The sequence below is a fragment of the Streptomyces scabiei 87.22 genome, assembly GCF_000091305.1.
Taxonomy (GTDB): domain Bacteria; phylum Actinomycetota; class Actinomycetes; order Streptomycetales; family Streptomycetaceae; genus Streptomyces; species Streptomyces scabiei.
This window is the reverse complement of the sequence record NC_013929.1, coordinates 3,904,935-3,920,528: the sequence shown is the minus strand read 5'-3', so window position 1 is coordinate 3,920,528 and position 15,594 is coordinate 3,904,935. Positions and strand designations below refer to the sequence as shown.

Annotated in this window: 14 protein-coding genes; 5 read left to right on the top strand and 9 right to left on the bottom strand. The window is 73.2% G+C overall.

The genetic code is table 11. From position 1 onward, the window contains the following. Window positions 1-3 precede the first annotated feature (3 nt). Window positions 4-957, bottom strand: a complete 954-nt coding sequence (gene deoC / locus SCAB_RS16460; RefSeq protein WP_086022868.1) for a deoxyribose-phosphate aldolase — start codon at window positions 955-957, stop codon at window positions 4-6. A 232-nt stretch (window positions 958-1,189) separates the two neighbouring features. On the opposite strand from deoC, the gene SCAB_RS16455 reads away from it, so the two are divergent. Together SCAB_RS16455 and SCAB_RS16450 are read left to right on the top strand one after the other, a co-directional pair. Further along, window positions 1,190-1,963 carry a PH domain-containing protein gene (locus SCAB_RS16455; RefSeq protein WP_231885040.1) on the top strand — a complete coding sequence of 258 codons (774 nt, stop codon included), beginning with the start codon at window positions 1,190-1,192 and terminating at the stop codon, window positions 1,961-1,963. Between the two features lie 657 nt (window positions 1,964-2,620). Further along, complete coding sequence (locus SCAB_RS16450) at window positions 2,621-4,438, top strand: hypothetical protein (protein WP_041669281.1); 1,818 nt, start codon at window positions 2,621-2,623, stop codon at window positions 4,436-4,438. Window positions 4,439-4,463: 25 nt separating this feature from the next. Here SCAB_RS16450 and SCAB_RS16445 read toward each other — a convergent pair whose 3' ends face one another. The 3 genes from SCAB_RS16445 to SCAB_RS16435 all read right to left on the bottom strand — a co-directional run bounded on the left by SCAB_RS16445 (window position 4,464) and on the right by SCAB_RS16435 (window position 7,662). Further along, entirely contained in the window at window positions 4,464-6,095 is a 1,632-nt protein-coding gene (locus tag SCAB_RS16445) for a phospho-sugar mutase (protein ID WP_041669279.1), read from the bottom strand. A gap of 176 nt (window positions 6,096-6,271) precedes the next feature. Continuing rightward, entirely contained in the window at window positions 6,272-7,096 is an 825-nt protein-coding gene (locus tag SCAB_RS16440; RefSeq protein WP_013001213.1) for a purine-nucleoside phosphorylase, read from the bottom strand. A 128-nt stretch (window positions 7,097-7,224) separates the two neighbouring features. Then, the gene (locus SCAB_RS16435) at window positions 7,225-7,662 is read right to left on the bottom strand and encodes a gamma-glutamylcyclotransferase (protein ID WP_037723148.1); all 438 of its coding nucleotides are present in this window, start codon (window positions 7,660-7,662) and stop codon (window positions 7,225-7,227) included. A 215-nt stretch (window positions 7,663-7,877) separates the two neighbouring features. Between SCAB_RS16435 and SCAB_RS16430 the strand changes: the two genes are divergently transcribed. Together SCAB_RS16430 and SCAB_RS16425 are read left to right on the top strand one after the other, a co-directional pair. Continuing rightward, window positions 7,878-9,326 (top strand): NAD(P)H-quinone dehydrogenase, encoded by a 1,449-nt coding sequence (locus SCAB_RS16430; RefSeq protein ID WP_037723149.1) that lies wholly within the window; start codon window positions 7,878-7,880, stop codon window positions 9,324-9,326. Between the two features lie 227 nt (window positions 9,327-9,553). Further along, window positions 9,554-10,558 (top strand): DeoR/GlpR family DNA-binding transcription regulator, encoded by a 1,005-nt coding sequence (locus SCAB_RS16425; protein ID WP_013001209.1) that lies wholly within the window; start codon window positions 9,554-9,556, stop codon window positions 10,556-10,558. 112 nt (window positions 10,559-10,670) lie between these two features. Here SCAB_RS16425 and SCAB_RS16420 read toward each other — a convergent pair whose 3' ends face one another. Next, window positions 10,671-11,237, bottom strand: a complete 567-nt coding sequence (locus SCAB_RS16420; RefSeq protein ID WP_013001208.1) for a TetR/AcrR family transcriptional regulator — start codon at window positions 11,235-11,237, stop codon at window positions 10,671-10,673. 244 nt (window positions 11,238-11,481) lie between these two features. Further along, window positions 11,482-13,254, bottom strand: coding sequence for an acetyl/propionyl/methylcrotonyl-CoA carboxylase subunit alpha (locus SCAB_RS16415; RefSeq protein WP_013001207.1), 1,773 nt, complete (start codon window positions 13,252-13,254; stop codon window positions 11,482-11,484). Window positions 13,255-13,647: 393 nt separating this feature from the next. On the opposite strand from SCAB_RS16415, the gene SCAB_RS16410 reads away from it, so the two are divergent. Next, window positions 13,648-14,142: a hypothetical protein gene (locus SCAB_RS16410; RefSeq protein ID WP_013001206.1), complete on the top strand. Its 495-nt coding sequence runs from the start codon at window positions 13,648-13,650 to the stop codon at window positions 14,140-14,142. Between the two features lie 47 nt (window positions 14,143-14,189). Here the strand turns inward: SCAB_RS16410 and SCAB_RS16405 are convergent, their stop codons facing one another. From SCAB_RS16405 to SCAB_RS16400, 3 genes are all read right to left on the bottom strand, one after another. Beyond that, a complete protein-coding gene (locus SCAB_RS16405; RefSeq protein ID WP_013001205.1) occupies window positions 14,190-14,810 on the bottom strand; it encodes a nucleoside triphosphate pyrophosphatase in 621 nt (206 codons plus the stop codon). Between the two features lie 357 nt (window positions 14,811-15,167). Beyond that, the gene (gene mmpB / locus SCAB_RS49050) at window positions 15,168-15,296 is read right to left on the bottom strand and encodes a morphogenic membrane protein MmpB (RefSeq protein ID WP_005480905.1); all 129 of its coding nucleotides are present in this window, start codon (window positions 15,294-15,296) and stop codon (window positions 15,168-15,170) included. A gap of 72 nt (window positions 15,297-15,368) precedes the next feature. Next, window positions 15,369-15,578, bottom strand: coding sequence for an acyl-CoA carboxylase epsilon subunit (locus tag SCAB_RS16400; RefSeq protein WP_013001204.1), 210 nt, complete (start codon window positions 15,576-15,578; stop codon window positions 15,369-15,371). Window positions 15,579-15,594 lie beyond the last annotated feature (16 nt).

Below are 15,594 nucleotides of genomic sequence, written 5' to 3'. Positions count from 1 at the left end.
GGATCAGTCCACCGTCACGTAGTCGGGGCCGGAGTAGCGGCCGGTGGCCAGCTTCTGGCGCTGCATCAGCAGGTCGTTGAGGAGCGAGGACGCGCCGAAGCGGAACCAGTGGTTGTCCAGCCAGTCCTCGCCCGCGGTCTCGTTGACCAGGACGAGGAACTTGATCGCGTCCTTGGTGGTGCGGATGCCGCCTGCGGGCTTCACGCCGACCTGGACGCCGGTCTGGGCGCGGAAGTCGCGGACGGCCTCCAGCATGAGGAGGGTGTTGGCCGGGGTGGCGTTCACCGCGACCTTGCCGGTCGAGGTCTTGATGAAGTCCGCGCCCGCGAGCATGCCGAGCCAGCTGGCGCGGCGGATGTTGTCGTAGGTCGAGAGCTCGCCGGTCTCGAAGATGACCTTGAGCCGGGCCGAGGAGCCGCAGGCCTCCTTCACGGCGGTGATCTCGTCGTGGACCTTGAGGTAGTTCCCGGCGAGGAACGCGCCCCGGTCGATGACCATGTCGATCTCGTCGGCCCCGGCGGAGACGGCGTCGTGGACGTCGGCCAGCTTCACGGCGAGCGCGGCGCGACCGGCCGGGAACGCGGTGGCGACGGAGGCGACCTTGACGGTGGAGCCGGCGACGGCCGCCTTGGCCGTGGGCACCATGTCCGGATAGACGCAGACGGCGGCCGTGGCGGGGGCCGTGCGGTCGCCCGGGTCGGGGAGGACCGCCTTGGCGCCGAGGGACCGGACCTTGCCCGGGGTGTCCGCGCCTTCCAGGGTCGTCAGATCGACCATGGAGATGGCCAGGTCGATGGCGTACGCCTTGGCGGTCGTCTTGATGGAACGGGTGCCGAGGGAGGCGGCACGCGCCTCCAGGCCGACCGGGTCGACGCCGGGCAGCCCGTGGAGGAAGCGGCGCAGCGTGCTGTCGGACGCGGTGACGTCGGCGAGAGCGTGGGGTGCAGCTGTGGACATGGTCACCAGACGAGCATATCTACGCGCGTAGCAGGTGTACAGCCCCCGAATTGATTGCCGGTGCCCCGGGACCCCGGGCGACCGCCGTCCGTACCGGGTGGCGAAGCCCGGTACGCACGGCGGCCGCCCGGTCGCGCGCTGCTCCGTGCTCCCGCGCACGCCCGCGCCCTCCCGCGCGGCACGGGCCGGGTGGGCTGCGAACAGTTCCGGAGCGTCGGGCAGAATCGGACGTATGAGCACCTCGGATCAATCGTCGCCCGAGCCGGAACACACCTCGGCGGCTCGTGAGCGCGCGGAGACCGGCACGGCTTCGGAGACCCCGAAGGCCGAGCAGGCTCCGGCCACAGCGGCGGCCCCCGCCTCGAAGCCCGCCAAGCCCGTGTACCGGGACCGGGTCTACCGCTCGCCCGCCGGACTGACGGGCGGGGTGTTGCTGCTCGGGCTGATGGCCTGGCTCGGCGGGGACGCGGTGGTGTCGGGGGAGGGGCGTACGCCCTGGCTGGCGCTGGCGTCCATGCTGGTGGCCGTCCCCCTGGTGGTCGCGTTCTCGGTGCGGCCCGCCGTGTTCGCCAACGACGACCGGCTGCGGGTGCGCAACCCGTTCCGGGTGATCGAGCTGCCGTGGGCGAGTGTCGTGTCCCTGCGCTCCGGCTACACCAACGAGGTGGTCGACACGAGCGGCGCCAAGTACCAGCTCTGGGCGATCCCCGTCTCGCTGCGCGGCCGCAAGAAGGCCGCCCGGCACCAGGCCCGGGAGGCGCACCGGGCGGCCAAGGGCGGGGCCAGGGGCGGGAGCGCGGGCGGCGACGCGGGGCGCACCGCCCCGGCCGGGCGCCCCGTGCGGGCGGAGACCGACCAGGTCATGGCCGATCTGCGGGAGCTGTGCGAGGCGCGGGCCAAGGCGCCCGGGTCCCAGGGCGAGCCGAGCGCGCGGTGGGCCTGGGAGGTCGTGGGCCCCGCGGTGGCGGGTGCCGTGCTGCTGCTGGTGCTGATCGCGGTCGGGTGACGGCGCTGGACGGCCGGCCTTTCGGCTGTCGCTGACGACAACGGCGACGGCAACGGCGACTGTGGGCCGGGGCCGGTGGTCGCGGACCGGGGTGGGCGGCGACGTCCTCGGCCCCGGAGGCGGGGCTCGGCGCACCCGTCCCGGAGGGGTTGCTGCTGGTGCTGATCGCGGTCGGGTGACGGGACCGGGCGGTCGGCCTTCCGGTCGTCGCTGATGGCAACGGCGCCTGCGGGCCGGGGCTGGTGGTTGCGGGCCAGGGCGTACGGCCGTGTCGTCGGTCCCGGGGCGCCGGAGGGTGCGCGCGTCTCGGATGGGGCCTGCGAAGCGTGGCAGGCGTGCGGGCCAGGGTGTACGGCGACGTCGTCCGCCCCGGGGGCGGGGCTCGGCGTGCTCGTCCCGGAAGGGGCTCGCGGGGTGTGGAGGGTGTCCGGGGCGGGCGGTTGCCGGATCAGGCCCAGACATCTGTTCTATGGTGGCTGGAAACGCGCCGGACCAGACGTCCGGGAAGCATGCGACGGCCAACACCCGGCGGATCCGGGTGTGTTGGTCCGGAACATGCCCGTGCGTCCCGCCTTCACAGCTCTGTCCGCTTGGATCGCGTCGGATCGCGCGCGGCGAACGGCGTATCGACGACGGCGGCGGAGTGTCCACGAGACGATGACCACGAACCTTGACCCCCGGCCGCAGGCCGGGCCCGCAGTGCCGCGTGCGCTGCCCGTGACCGCCGTGCCCGAGGACTGTGTCGCCTGGAGCGGGGACAAGCTGCAGGCATGGGCACGGACCCGGCCGCCCGTGTGGGTGCCGGCCAGGACCCGCCCCCTGCACCTGCTCGCCGTGGTCCCGGGCGGTCTCGTCGTCGGCTTCTGGCTGGCGAACTTCGCGGAGGTGCCCGCCGCCCTCGCCGTGCTGGTGCCGCTGCAACTGGTGTGGACCCTGGTCAGGCCCGAGGTCGTACGGGTCTCGGCGCCCCTGCTCATGCTCCTGTTGGCCTGGAACGGGGAGACGCACGACGTGCCGACCCTGCTGGGCCTCATCGCCCTGACCTTCACCTGGGCCGCGGCCGAGATCCGGCTGAGCAAGGGGCGGCTGCAGCGGCAGTGGGCCCTGGCCGCGGCCGCGGGAGCGACCGCCACCGTGCCGGACGGGGCGGGGCCGGTGCGCCGCGGCCGGTTCCTCACGTGGTTCGGGCTCGTGCTGGCCCTCCTGGGCGCGGGGCTGCTCGCGCTCGCCTCCGGCCGGGAGGCCCTCACCGACCGGGGCGCCGTCACGCTCGTCGGCTGGTTCGTCGTCGGCTGGGGGCTCACCTCGCTGCTCTCCGGCCGGCTGGGGCGCCGCCGGGCCGCCGCGCTGCGGGGCACCCCCGTGCCGGTGCTGCGGGTGCTGGTGCGCGACGGCGCCGACGGGGACGCCGAGGTCTTCGCCGCCGACGACGTGCAGGCGCTGCGCCCGCTGTTCACCGTCGCCACCGAGGAGTGGTACGACGACGGTGACGAGGAGCCCGACGAATCCGAGGGTGCGGAGGAATCCGAGGGGTCCGAGGAGCGCGTCGGGCGCGAGGCGCGGGACGAACTCCTCGACGCGATCGACGACGTCGACGATGACGACGACGAGCCCGGAGTCCTGCGGGAGGCCGTGCTGTACGGGCCGCCCCACGACGGCGCCGAGATCGTGATCGTCAGCGCGGCGGAGAGGCCCGCCGCGCCGGAGCGGCCGGACGGGCCGCAGGAGCCGCCGGACCTGCGGAAGCCGGACGAGCGGGACGGCGGGGACGCGGCCACGGGCGGTTCGGCGGCGGAGCTGGTCGTCGAGTCCTCCAGTGGCCCGGTACGTCCGCTGACCGAGCGTGCCGTACGGCGCCGGGCCGCCGCGCAGCGGGCCGGGGAGAGGCGGCACGCGGTCCACGAGGAACTGCGCGCCGAGGCGGCCACCCGCGGCCTGGAGCGGCTGCGCGAGGAGCCGCGGCCGGTACGGCGCTGGCGCGCGGGGTGGGCCGACTGGACCACCGCACTCCTGACGGCCGTCGTGGTCGCCGCCGTCGGGCTGTACCCGGACGGAACGGCACGGTACGTCGTCGGCGGTCCGGTCGGCCTCGTCGGAGTCCTGACGCTGCCGCATCTGCTGGTCTGGCGCATCAGGGCCGACCGTGCGGGCCTGTGGCTGAGCGGCTGGCGCCGGACCCGGCACATCGCGTGGGACGACCTGGCGGCGGTCCGGTGCGCCGGGTCCGTGCTGACGGTCGACAGCCGTGAGGAGTCGTTCACGTCCTGGTCCGTCCGGTCGGAACGCTGGCGCCGGCTGGAGCGAGCACTGCGCGTGGTCCACCCCTACGAGCGGACCGCGGCCGAGCTCACCGCCATGTGGCGGGAGCCCGCGCTGCGGCCCGACGGGGAGTACCGGCGCCGGGGGACGCCGCTGTGGCCGCTGGGCCTGGTGCTGGCCGTGGCGTGGGCGGCGGTGCTGGTGCTGGTCCCGTAAAGGACCCGGGGCGTGCGGGGAGCGGTCAGATGCCTGCCGCCGCCGACAGGTCCCGCTTGATCCCGGCCAGCAGGTCCGTCGCCTTCGCGCGGGCCGCCGGGAGGCCGGCGTGGTCCGCCACCGGCACCACGACCTCCAGGTAGCACTTGAGCTTGGGCTCGGTGCCGCTCGGGCGGACGATCACGCGGGCGCCGTCGAGGGTGTAGCGCAGGCCGTCCGTGGGCGGGAGCCGGTCCGTGCCCCGGGTGAGGTCCTCGGCCGTGGTGACGGTGAGGCCCGCCAGGGCCGTCGGGGGCCGCTCACGGAGCCGCTCCATGGCGCGGGCGATGACCGACAGGTCCTCGACCCGGACCGAGAGCTGGTCGGTGGCGTGCAGGCCGTGCTCGACGGCGATGTCGTCCAGCAGGTCGAGGAGGGTGCGGCCCTCCTCCTTCAGCCGCGAGGCGAGCTCCGTGATGAGCAGGGCCGCCGTGATGCCGTCCTTGTCCCGGACGCCCTCGGGGTCGACGCAGTAGCCGAGGGCCTCCTCGTAGCCGTAGCGCAGGCCCTCGACGCGGGCGATCCACTTGAAGCCGGTGAGGGTCTCCTCGTAGGGGAGGCCCGCCTTCTCGGCGATCCGGCCGAGGAGCGAGGAGGAGACGATCGACTCGGCGAACGTGCCCTGGACGCCGCGCGCGACCAGGTGCGAGGCGAGCAGCGCGCCCACCTCGTCGCCGCGCAGCATCCGCCAGTCGGCGCCGTCCCGCACCGCCGCGGCGCAGCGGTCGGCGTCCGGGTCGTTCGCGACGATCAGGTCGGGGTCCGTCTCGCGGGCCTTCGCGAACGCGAGGTCCATCGCGCCGGGCTCCTCCGGATTGGGGAACGCGACCGTCGGGAAGTCCGGGTCCGGCTCCGCCTGCTCGGCGACGAGGACGGGCTCCGGGAAGCCGGCCCGGGCGAACGCCGCGAGCAGGGTGTCCTTGCCGACGCCGTGCATGGCCGTGTAGACCGTGCGGGCGGCGCGTGGGGAACCGGGCGAGAGGACCGCGTCCGTACGGGCCAGATAGGCGTCCAGGACGCTGTCGTCGAGGGTGTCCCAGCCCGCGTCGGGACGGGGGACGTCGTCGAGGGAGCGTACGGCGTCGATCTCGGCCGCGATCCCGGCGTCGGCCGGGGGCACGATCTGGGAGCCGTCGCCGAGGTAGACCTTGTAGCCGTTGTCGCGGGGCGGGTTGTGGCTGGCGGTGACCTCCACGCCCGCGACCGCGCCCAGGTGCCTTATGGCGAACGCCAGGACGGGCGTGGGCAGAGGGCGGGGGAGGACGGCCGCGCGCAGGCCCGCGCCGGTCATCACCGCGGCGGTGTCGCGGGCGAAGTCGGCGGACTTGTGGCGGGCGTCGTAGCCGATGACGACGAGGCCGCCGCCCGCGCCCTGCTGGTTCAGGTACGCGGCGAGGCCCGCGGCGGCGCGGATGACGACCGAGCGGTTCATGCGCATGGGGCCGGCGCCGAGTTCGCCGCGCAGGCCGGCGGTGCCGAACTGGAGGGTGCCGGAGAAATGGGCGGTCAGCTCCGCCGTGTCCGCCGCGTCGATCAGCGCGCCGAGCTCGGCCCGGGTCTCCGGGTCGGGGTCCTCGGCCAGCCACGCCTTGGCGCGGGCGATCAGGTCGTCGTGCACGGGGGTCAACCTCTCGTTCTCTGTTCGTGGATGCGTCGAGATGTGTCGAGGGGGGGCGGGGGTGCGTTGCCGGGTGCGGGCCCGGTGGGGCTTCTCGCGCAGTTTCCCGCGCCCCGGAAAGCACCGGCCCCCGCCCACCCGCACCCGGCCACGCCCCCCCGGCGGAGCCCTCCGCGCTACAGGCGGTTCAGGACCTGGGTCAGCAGCGCGCCCATGCGGGTCGCCGAGTCACGGCCCGCCTGGAGGACCTCCTCGTGGTTCAGGGGCTCACCCGTCATGCCGGCCGCCAGGTTGGTCACCAGGGAGATGCCCAGGATCTCGGCGCCCGCCTCGCGCGCGGCGATGGCCTCCAGGACCGTGGACATCCCGACCAGGTCCGCGCCGATCACACGGGCCATCCGGATCTCCGCCGGGGTCTCGTAGTGCGGGCCCGTGAACTGCGCGTAGACGCCCTCCTCCAGCGAGGGGTCGATCTCCTTGCACAGGGCGCGCAGGCGCGGGGAGTACAGATCCGTGAGGTCGACGAAGTTCGCGCCGACGATCGGAGAGGTCGCCGTCAGGTTGAGGTGATCGCTGATCAGCACCGGCTGGCCGGGGCGCATGCCCTCGCGCAGACCGCCGCAGCCGTTGGTGAGGACGACCGTCTTCACACCGGCGGCGACGGCGGTACGGACGCCGTGCGCGACGGCGGCGACACCGCGGCCCTCGTAGTAGTGGGTGCGGCCCAGGAAGACGAGCGCGCGCTTGTCGCCGATCCGGTACGAGCGGACCTTGCCGCCGTGGCCCTCGACCGCCGGCGGCGGGAAGCCGGGCAGGTCGGTGACCTGGAACTCGGCCTCGGGGGCGCCCAGCGCGTCCACGGCCGGGGCCCAGCCGGAGCCCATCACAAGCGCGACGTCGTGGGTCTCGGCGCCCGTCAGCTCGCGCAGGCGCGCGGCGGCGGCGTCGGCGGCGGCGTACGGGTCGCCCTGGATGTCGTCCGGAAGAAGAGATGCGTTCACGCGTCGAGGGTATCCGGTTTGGGCCTACGCGCGTAGATGACGAGGCGCACCGGATCGGGATCGTTGCCTTGTCGTTTCCAACGGCGCGGCGGCGTGCGCGGCGGCCCCGCACGCCCCGCCCCGCGCCCTCAGCAGGGGCGTTTGCGCAGTTCCATCACGTAATCGTGGGGTGCGCCGGCCGACTCGGCCGCGTCCGCCACCTCGCCGAGGTAACGGGCCGAGGGCAGCCCGCCCTCGTAGCCGTTGAGGACGTAGACCCAGGCCGGCTCGTCGCCGTCCAGGGTGTGGACGCGGACCCGCATCCGGCGGTATATGTCCAGGCCGACGCCGACCCAGCGGTCCATCGCGTCCTCGTCCATGGGGGCGATGTCGTACAGCGCCACGAAGACCTGGGAGCGCGGTGCCTCCACGACCGTGGCCAGCGCGCCCTCCCACCCCATGTGCTCGCCGCCGAAGGTCAGCCGCCAGTCGTTCAGCCAGCCGGTGGCGCGCAGCGGGGAGTGGGGTGCCCGGCGGGACATCAGGCGCGAGTCCAGGTTGCCGGCGTAGGCGGCGTAGAGCGACATGGGGGAGAGGGTACGGGAGCGCTCCGCTTGGAGGGCCGGGTGCCTGAGGGGCGGGGGTGCCTGTTGTTCGGCGGGTGCGGGTCGGTCGTGGCTGGTCGCGCCCACGCGGCGGAGCCGCATATGTCACAGCCCCGCGCCCCTGGACGGCCCTGCGGGCCGATCCGGGAGCGGTGCCGGGTACCCCGGGGCTGTGGGGGCGGGGGGCGTGCGGGACAATGGGGCATGTGACTCGGATCGTGATCATCGGTGGCGGACCCGGCGGCTATGAGGCGGCGCTGGTGGCCGCGCAGCTCGGCGCGGAGGTGACCGTCGTGGACTGCGACGGTCTGGGCGGGGCGTCGGTACTGACCGACTGCGTGCCGTCGAAGACCCTCATCGCGACGGCCGAGGTGATGACCACCTTCGACTCCTCCTACGAGGAGCTGGGCATCATCGTCGCCGACGACACCCCGTACATCGACACGCCCGCGCGTGTCGTCGGGGTCGACCTCGGCAAGGTCAACCGGCGTGTGAAGCGGCTCGCGCTGGCGCAGTCGCACGACATCACGGCCTCCGTGACGCGCGCCGGCGCGCGGGTGATGCGCGGGCGCGGGCGGCTGCAGGGACAGCAGGATCTCGACGGCTCGCGCAAGGTCGTGGTGCGCGCCGCCGACGGGTCGGAGGAGACGCTCACCGCCGACGCGGTGCTCATCGCCACCGGCGCCCATCCGCGTGAGGTGCCCGACGCCCAGCCCGACGGCGAGCGCATCCTCAACTGGACGCAGGTCTACGACCTGGACGAACTGCCCGAAGAGCTGATCGTCGTCGGGTCCGGTGTGACCGGTGCCGAGTTCGCCGGCGCCTATCAGGCGCTCGGGTCCCGCGTCACGCTCGTCTCCAGCCGCGACCGCGTCCTGCCGGGCGAGGACCCGGACGCCGCCGCCGTCCTGGAGGACGTGTTCCGCCGGCGCGGTATGAACGTCATGGCACGCTCCCGGGCCCAGTCCGCCAAGCGGGTGGGCGACCGGGTCGAGGTGACGCTCGCGGACGGCCGGGTCATCAGCGGCTCGCACTGTCTGATGGCCGTCGGCGCCATCCCCAACAGCGCGGGCATGGGCCTGGAGGGGGCCGGCGTCAAGGTCAAGGAGTCCGGGCACATCTGGACCGACAAGGTCTCCCGGACGAGTGCGCCGGGCGTGTACGCCGCCGGTGACGTGACCGGCGTCTTCGCGCTCGCCTCCGTGGCCGCCATGCAGGGCCGTATCGCCATGTACCACTTCCTCGGCGACGCGGTGGCCCCGCTGAACCTGAAGACCGTCTCGTCCAACGTCTTCACCGACCCCGAGATCGCCACCGTCGGCTACACCCAGGCCGACCTGGACAGCGGGGCCATCGAGGCCGTCGGGGTGAAGCTGCCGCTGCTGCGCAACCCGCGCGCCAAGATGCAGGGCATCCGGGACGGCTTCGTCAAGATCTTCTGCCGCCCCGGCACCGGCATCGTCGTGGGCGGTGTCGTGGTCGCCCCGCGCGCGTCCGAGCTGATCCACCCCATCTCGATCGCGGTCGACAACAACCTGACCGTCGAACAGATCGCGAACGCGTTCACCGTGTACCCGTCCCTGTCGGGTTCGATCGCCGAGGTGGCGCGCCAGCTCCACACGCGCAAGGCGGGCGGCGGCGTCTGACGGTCCGCCGGACCGGTTCCCGCCGGGCGTCCGACCGGTCGTCCGGTCGGACGTCGGGCCTGTTGTCCCGGTGGTCGGGGGACGAGCGCGTGACGGGCGGCGGGGCCGGTCGCGGGCGGGCTGCGTGACCGGCCGTGTGGCCCATTCCGTCCCGGATGGCCCCTATATCACTTCTCGCACCACCCTGCGAACAACTTCTGCTATTCGGCGCAAACTGCTGAAAGCAGATGGTCGTTGGCGTTACTGTCAGTTTCGTGTTCGCTGCAGAACGTCGTCAATTGATCCTCGAAATGGTGCGGGCCAACGGAGCCGTGTCGCTCCGTGAGCTCGCCCGCGTCGTCCAGACCTCCGAAGTGACCGTACGGCGGGACGTGCGCGCTCTGGAGGCAGAAGGACTCCTCGACCGCCGGCACGGCGGTGCGGTACTGCCGGGCGGGTTCACGCGAGAGTCCGGCTTTCCGCAGAAATCTCATCTCGCGACCGCCGAGAAAACGGCCATCGCCGACCTCGCCGCGAGCTTCGTCGAAGAGGGCGAGGCCATCGTGGTCGGGGCGGGGACCACCACGCAGGAGCTGGCACGCCGGCTCGCGCGGGTCCCCGGGCTGACCGTCGTCACCAACTCCCTGCTGGTGGCACAGGCGCTGGCCCATGCCAACCGGGTGGAGGTCGTGATGACCGGCGGGACCCTGCGCGGTTCCAACTACGCCCTGGTCGGCTCCGGCGCCGAGCAGTCCCTCCAGGGGCTGCGCGTCTCCAAGGCCTTCCTCTCAGGGAGCGGACTGACCGCCGAGCGCGGCCTGTCCACGTCCAACATGCTGTCGGCGTCCGTCGACCGCGCACTGGTCCAGGCCGCCGCCGAGGTCGTCGTCCTCGCCGATCACACCAAGCTCGGCACCGACACGATGTTCCAGACGGTGCCGACCGATGTGATCACCAGGCTGGTCACCGACGACCCGCCCGGCCACGACGACCGCGCGGTCACCGAGCTGCAGGCCCTGGCGGACCAGGGCGTGCAGATCTCCGTGGCCGGGGCGGCGGGCGGCGGCACGGGAGGCGATCCCGTTCCGGCGCGCCCCTCACGCCGTGACGTGCCGCTGCCGGGGCCTCGCCGCAACCAGGTCCACGGCACCGCGCCCCAACTGCGCACCGCCACGGTCCTGGGGGACCAGCCGCCGGTCGGTGAACGGGAGCGGGAGCGGGCGGCCCGGGTCGCTGACCTGCGGCGCCGGTAGCCGCGGCCGGTAGCCGCGCCGCGGTGGGCGGACCTGTGGGCAGGGCGTGCCGTGTGGCCGTACGCCGACCGGTCGTTCACGTCGGCGGGTCGCTGCTCAGGCGTGTCGGCGGCTACGGGCGCAGGCCGCGCAGGGTCAGAGTCAGCAGGCGGTCGGCCAGCTCCGGATCGTCCGGGGTCTCCTCGGCCGCCAGCGCGATCGCGTGGGTGAGCTGGAGCAGGTCGCCGATCGCCACGTCGTCCCGTACGGCGTGGGCGTCCTGCGCTCGCCGCAGCAGGGCCGTGCCCGCCTCCCGGATCGGCGCGCAGCACCGGGCCAGGTCCGAGATGTTCTCGTCCGCGGCGCGGGAGTCCGCGTACGAGACCGCCATCAGGGCCTGGGCCAGACCCCGGTATTCGCCCGCACGGGTGATGACGTCGCGCAGCCACGCGACCAGGGCGGCGCAGGGCTGAGGCGCTTGTAGTCGTGTCCGGGCCCGGGCCAGCAGATCGCCCACGGCCTCCTCGAAGACCGCGCTCAGCAGGGCCTGGCGGTTGGGGAAGTGGCGGTAGAGAGTTCCGATGCCGACGTCCGCACGGCGGGCGATGTCCTCCAGCGAGGCGCCGGTGCCATGGGCCGCGAACGCGAGGCGTGCCTCGGTGAGCAGACGGGCGTGGTTGCGGCGGGCGTCCGCGCGCATGGGCCTCCGGCCGGCTGCGGGCGGCCGGGTCCCTGCGGGCGGCTGGGCCGGGGTGAGGCTCACTGCGGTGATCACCTGCTCTCTTCTGCCGGGGGCGTCTTCAGCCTAAGAGCTCGGGTGACGTGGGTGAGTGCGCGGGTGTGGAGATGGGTGGGGGACGGCTTCTCGCGCAGGTCCCCGCGTTCCGAAAGACGCAAGTCCCCGCGCCCCGAGAACACGGGGCGCGGGGACTTGCGCGAGCTGGTCAGTCCTTGATCTCGCAGATCGGGGCGCCCGAGGTGATCGAGGCGCCGACCTCCGCGCTCAGGCCCTTGACGGTGCCGGAGCGGTGGGCGTTGAGAGGCTGCTCCATCTTCATGGCCTCGAGGACGACGATCAGGTCGCCTTCCTTGACCTCCTGGCCCTCCTCGACGGCGACCTTCACGATGGTGCCCTGCATCGGGGATGCGAGGGTGTCGCCGGAGGCCGCCGGGCCCGACTTCTTCGCCGCGCGGCGCTTGGGCTTGGCGCCCGCCGCGAGGCCGGTGCGGGCCAGGGTCATGCCCAGAGCGGCCGGGAGGGAGACCTCCAGGCGCTTGCCGCCGACCTCGACGACGATCGTCTCGCGGTCGGAGTCGTCCTCGGCCTCGGTGTCGGCCGGGGCCGCGAAGGGCTTGATGTCGTTGACGAACTCGGTCTCGATCCAGCGCGTGTGGACCGTGAACGGGTCGCCGGAGCCGGTCAGCTCGGGGCCGAACGCCGGGTCACGGACGACCGCGCGGTGGAACGGGATCGCCGTGGCCATGCCCTCGACGGTGAACTCGTCCAGGGCGCGGGCCGCGCGCTGCAGGGCCTGCTGCCGGGTGGCGCCCGTGACGATCAGCTTGGCCAGGAGGGAGTCCCACGCCGGACCGATCACGCTGCCGGACTCCACGCCCGCGTCCAGGCGGACACCGGGGCCGGTCGGCGGGGCGAACGTGGTGACGGTGCCCGGCGCCGGGAGGAAGTTGCGGCCCGGGTCCTCGCCGTTGATGCGGAACTCGAAGGAATGGCCGCGCATCGGCGGGTCGTCGTAGCCGAGTTCCTCGCCGTCCGCGATCCGGAACATCTCACGGACCAGGTCGATGCCGGTGACCTCCTCGGTGACCGGGTGCTCCACCTGGAGGCGGGTGTTGACCTCCAGGAAGGAGATCGTGCCGTCCATGCCGACCAGGAACTCCACCGTGCCGGCGCCGACATAGCCGGCCTCCTTCAGGATGGCCTTCGACGCCGCGTACAGCTCGGCGTTCTGCGCGTCGGACAGGAAGGGGGCCGGGGCCTCCTCGACCAGCTTCTGGTGACGGCGCTGCAGGGAGCAGTCACGGGTGGAGACCACGACCACGTTGCCGTGGGAGTCGGCCAGGCACTGGGTCTCCACGTGGCGGGGCTTGTCGAGGTAGCGCTCCACGAAGCACTCGCCCCGGCCGAACGCCGCGACCGCCTCACGGACGGCCGAGTCGTACAGCTCCGGGACCTCTTCGAGGGTGCGGGCGACCTTCAGGCCGCGACCGCCGCCGCCGAACGCCGCCTTGATCGCGATCGGCAGACCGTGCTGCTCCGCGAACGCCACGACCTCGTCCGCGCCCGAGACCGGGTCGGGGGTGCCCGCGACGAGCGGCGCGCCGGCGCGCTGGGCGATGTGACGGGCCGCCACCTTGTCACCCAGATCGCGGATCGCCTGCGGGGGCGGGCCGATCCAGATCAGACCCGCGTCCAGGACCGCCTGGGCGAACTCCGCGTTCTCCGAGAGGAAGCCGTAGCCGGGGTGGACGGCGTCGGCGTCCGCGTCCTTCGCGGCCTGGAGGACCTTGCCCATGTCCAGGTAGCTGGTCGCCGGAGTGTCACCGCCCAGGGCGAACGCCTCGTCCGCGGCCCGCACATGCAGCGCGTCCCGGTCCGGATCGGCGTACACGGCCACGCTCGCGATCCCGGCGTCCCGGCACGCCCGGGCGACGCGGACAGCGATTTCGCCTCGGTTGGCGATCAACACCTTGCGCACGATGGCTCCCTCTCCTTGAAACAAGCCGAGTTTAGGGACTGCCGACACGGCGTTTCGACCCGTCCACAATGGTGAGCTTGCCCACACGGAGCGTGAAACGAGGCTCACTCAACCTGCGAAATCCCTTGTCGCACAGCATTGCGCAGGTCTCCATGCGGAAACCCTAGCCCTCTGATGTGGTCAAGGTCTCTGTGCGGCCGCGCTGCGGCCGGTTGGGTTTCTTTGTGGAGTCCCTACTAATGGCCCAACGATTCTTTGCTCTCGCGAGAACCCTTGTCCCGGGGTTTACCCGTTAGTAGCGTTCGCGATGTCTCGAACGCCTACCTGGGGTAACGACATGGGTCCGCGAGGCGCTGAGAGCAGCAGGACGAGAGTGGGAAGTGGGTGGGGCCGGTGATCCGCAGACCGGTGGCGGTGGTCACGGCGTTCGTGCTGTTCGCGGAAGGGCTCGGGATCGCCGGGCTGCAGTGGTTCCTCGGCACGGTCGTCGACCGGCAGAAGATGTCCCTCGCCGGGCTGGATCCGGACGCGATGTCCCTCTCCACGAAGGCCGGGGGTGTCGTCTTCGGCCTCTACTTCGTCCTCTGCGGTGTGGTCGCGCTGCTCGTCGCGCTCCGCAACCGGCCCGCCGCCGGGCTCGGGAGGATCCTGCTCATCAGCGTGGCCGTCGTGCACGGGTTGCTCGGCGCGCTCACCGTGGGGCTGGTCGGGTGGGGTGCGTTCGTGTTCATGATGGTGGTGCTGGGGCTCGTGCTGCTCACGCTGATGACGTACGACCGGCAGGACGGGGTCGCTGACGCTGTGTCCGGTGGGGCCGGTGGGGCCGGTGGGGCGGAGGGGCCCGGTGGGGCGGAGCAGGTGGCTCCTGCGGCGCCCGGCGCATCTTGACGGGCCCGGCACTCACCTCGTGACGGTTCGGCGGGACCCCCGCGTGTTCAGTGTGCGCGGGGCGCCCACAGGTCCGTGATGCCTACGCCCAGGTGGGCGAGCAGACGGCGGAGCAGGGGGAGGCTGAGGCCGATCACGTTGCCGTTGTCGCCCTCGATGCCGTCGATGAACGGGGCCGAGCGGCCGTCGAGGGTGAACGCGCCCGCCACGTGGAGGGGCTCGCCGGAGGCGACGTACGCGGCGATCTCCTCGTCGGTGGGGTTGCCGAAGTGGACGACGGTGGAGGCGGTCGCTGACGTGTGGCGGCCGGTGGCCGTGTCGTAGACGCAGTGGCCCGTCTGGAGTGTGCCGGCGCGGCCGCGCATGGACTTCCAGCGGGCGGTGGCCTCCTCGGCGTCGGCCGGTTTGCCGAGGGCCTGGCCGTCCAGGTCTAGGACCGAGTCGCAGCCGATCACCAGGGCGCCCTTCGCCTCGGGCTTCGCCGCCACGACGGAGGCCTTGGCCTCGGCGAGGGCGAGGGCCAGGTCGGCGGGGGTGGGGGCGCTGACGGCGTCCTCGTCCACGCCGCTGACGATCACCTCGGGGGCGAGGCCGGCCTGGCGGAGCAGGTTGAGCCGGGCGGGGGACTGGGAGGCGAGGATCAGGCGGCGGGGCTGCTGGTCGGTCATGTGCGTCAGGGTATCGGCGGGCAGGAGCCTCGGTCGTTCCAGCGGTGGGTGGGGTGGGTGGGGTGGCCTGGTGTGGGTGGGGGGTTCGCCTGGGGGCGGTGGGTGGGTCGGGGGCGCGCCGGGGGGTGTCCGTCCTCGGAACGGCGCGGAATCGGCTTGCTGGGAGGCGCGGGGCGTTGACGCGCCAACCGCTGCGGGCGGACACCCCCCGGCACACCCCCTTCTCGCCGTACGCGACCGGCCCCACGTTCACCGTCCGGTCCCACGTTCGCCGTCCGTCCTCGGGTTCACCGTCCGGTCCAGCGTTCACCGTCCGGTCCCACGTTCGCCGTCCGTCCGGTGTGCGTGGGGTGTCGGTCAGCGGAGGCCCAGGACCAGCATGGCCAGGAGCATGGCGCAGGCCATGAGGACGCCGAGCCGCCGAAGCATGGCCTGCGTGTCGCGCAGTTCCTTCGGCGGCTCGTTCTCAGGGTCGGACCAGAGCATGCTGCGATGGTGCCCCGGCCGGGGGGCCGGGCGCCTGAGTACGCGTACTCAAATCGGTAGGGCGGGTTCCGCTCAGCCGGGCCAGTAGGTGCGGCTCCAGGTGACCGGGCCCGGCGCCGGGAGGCGGTGGGCGGCGATGCGGGACGGGTCGGACCAGGAGTCGCGGGGGGCGGGCGCGCCGGGCGGCTCGGTGGCTGCCGCCGCGGCGCGGGCCCGGACCACCGCCAGGGCGGCGGCAAGCTCCTCCGGGGTCGGGTTTCCCCGTACGACCTTGATGGTCATGTCGGCTCCCGTGGGG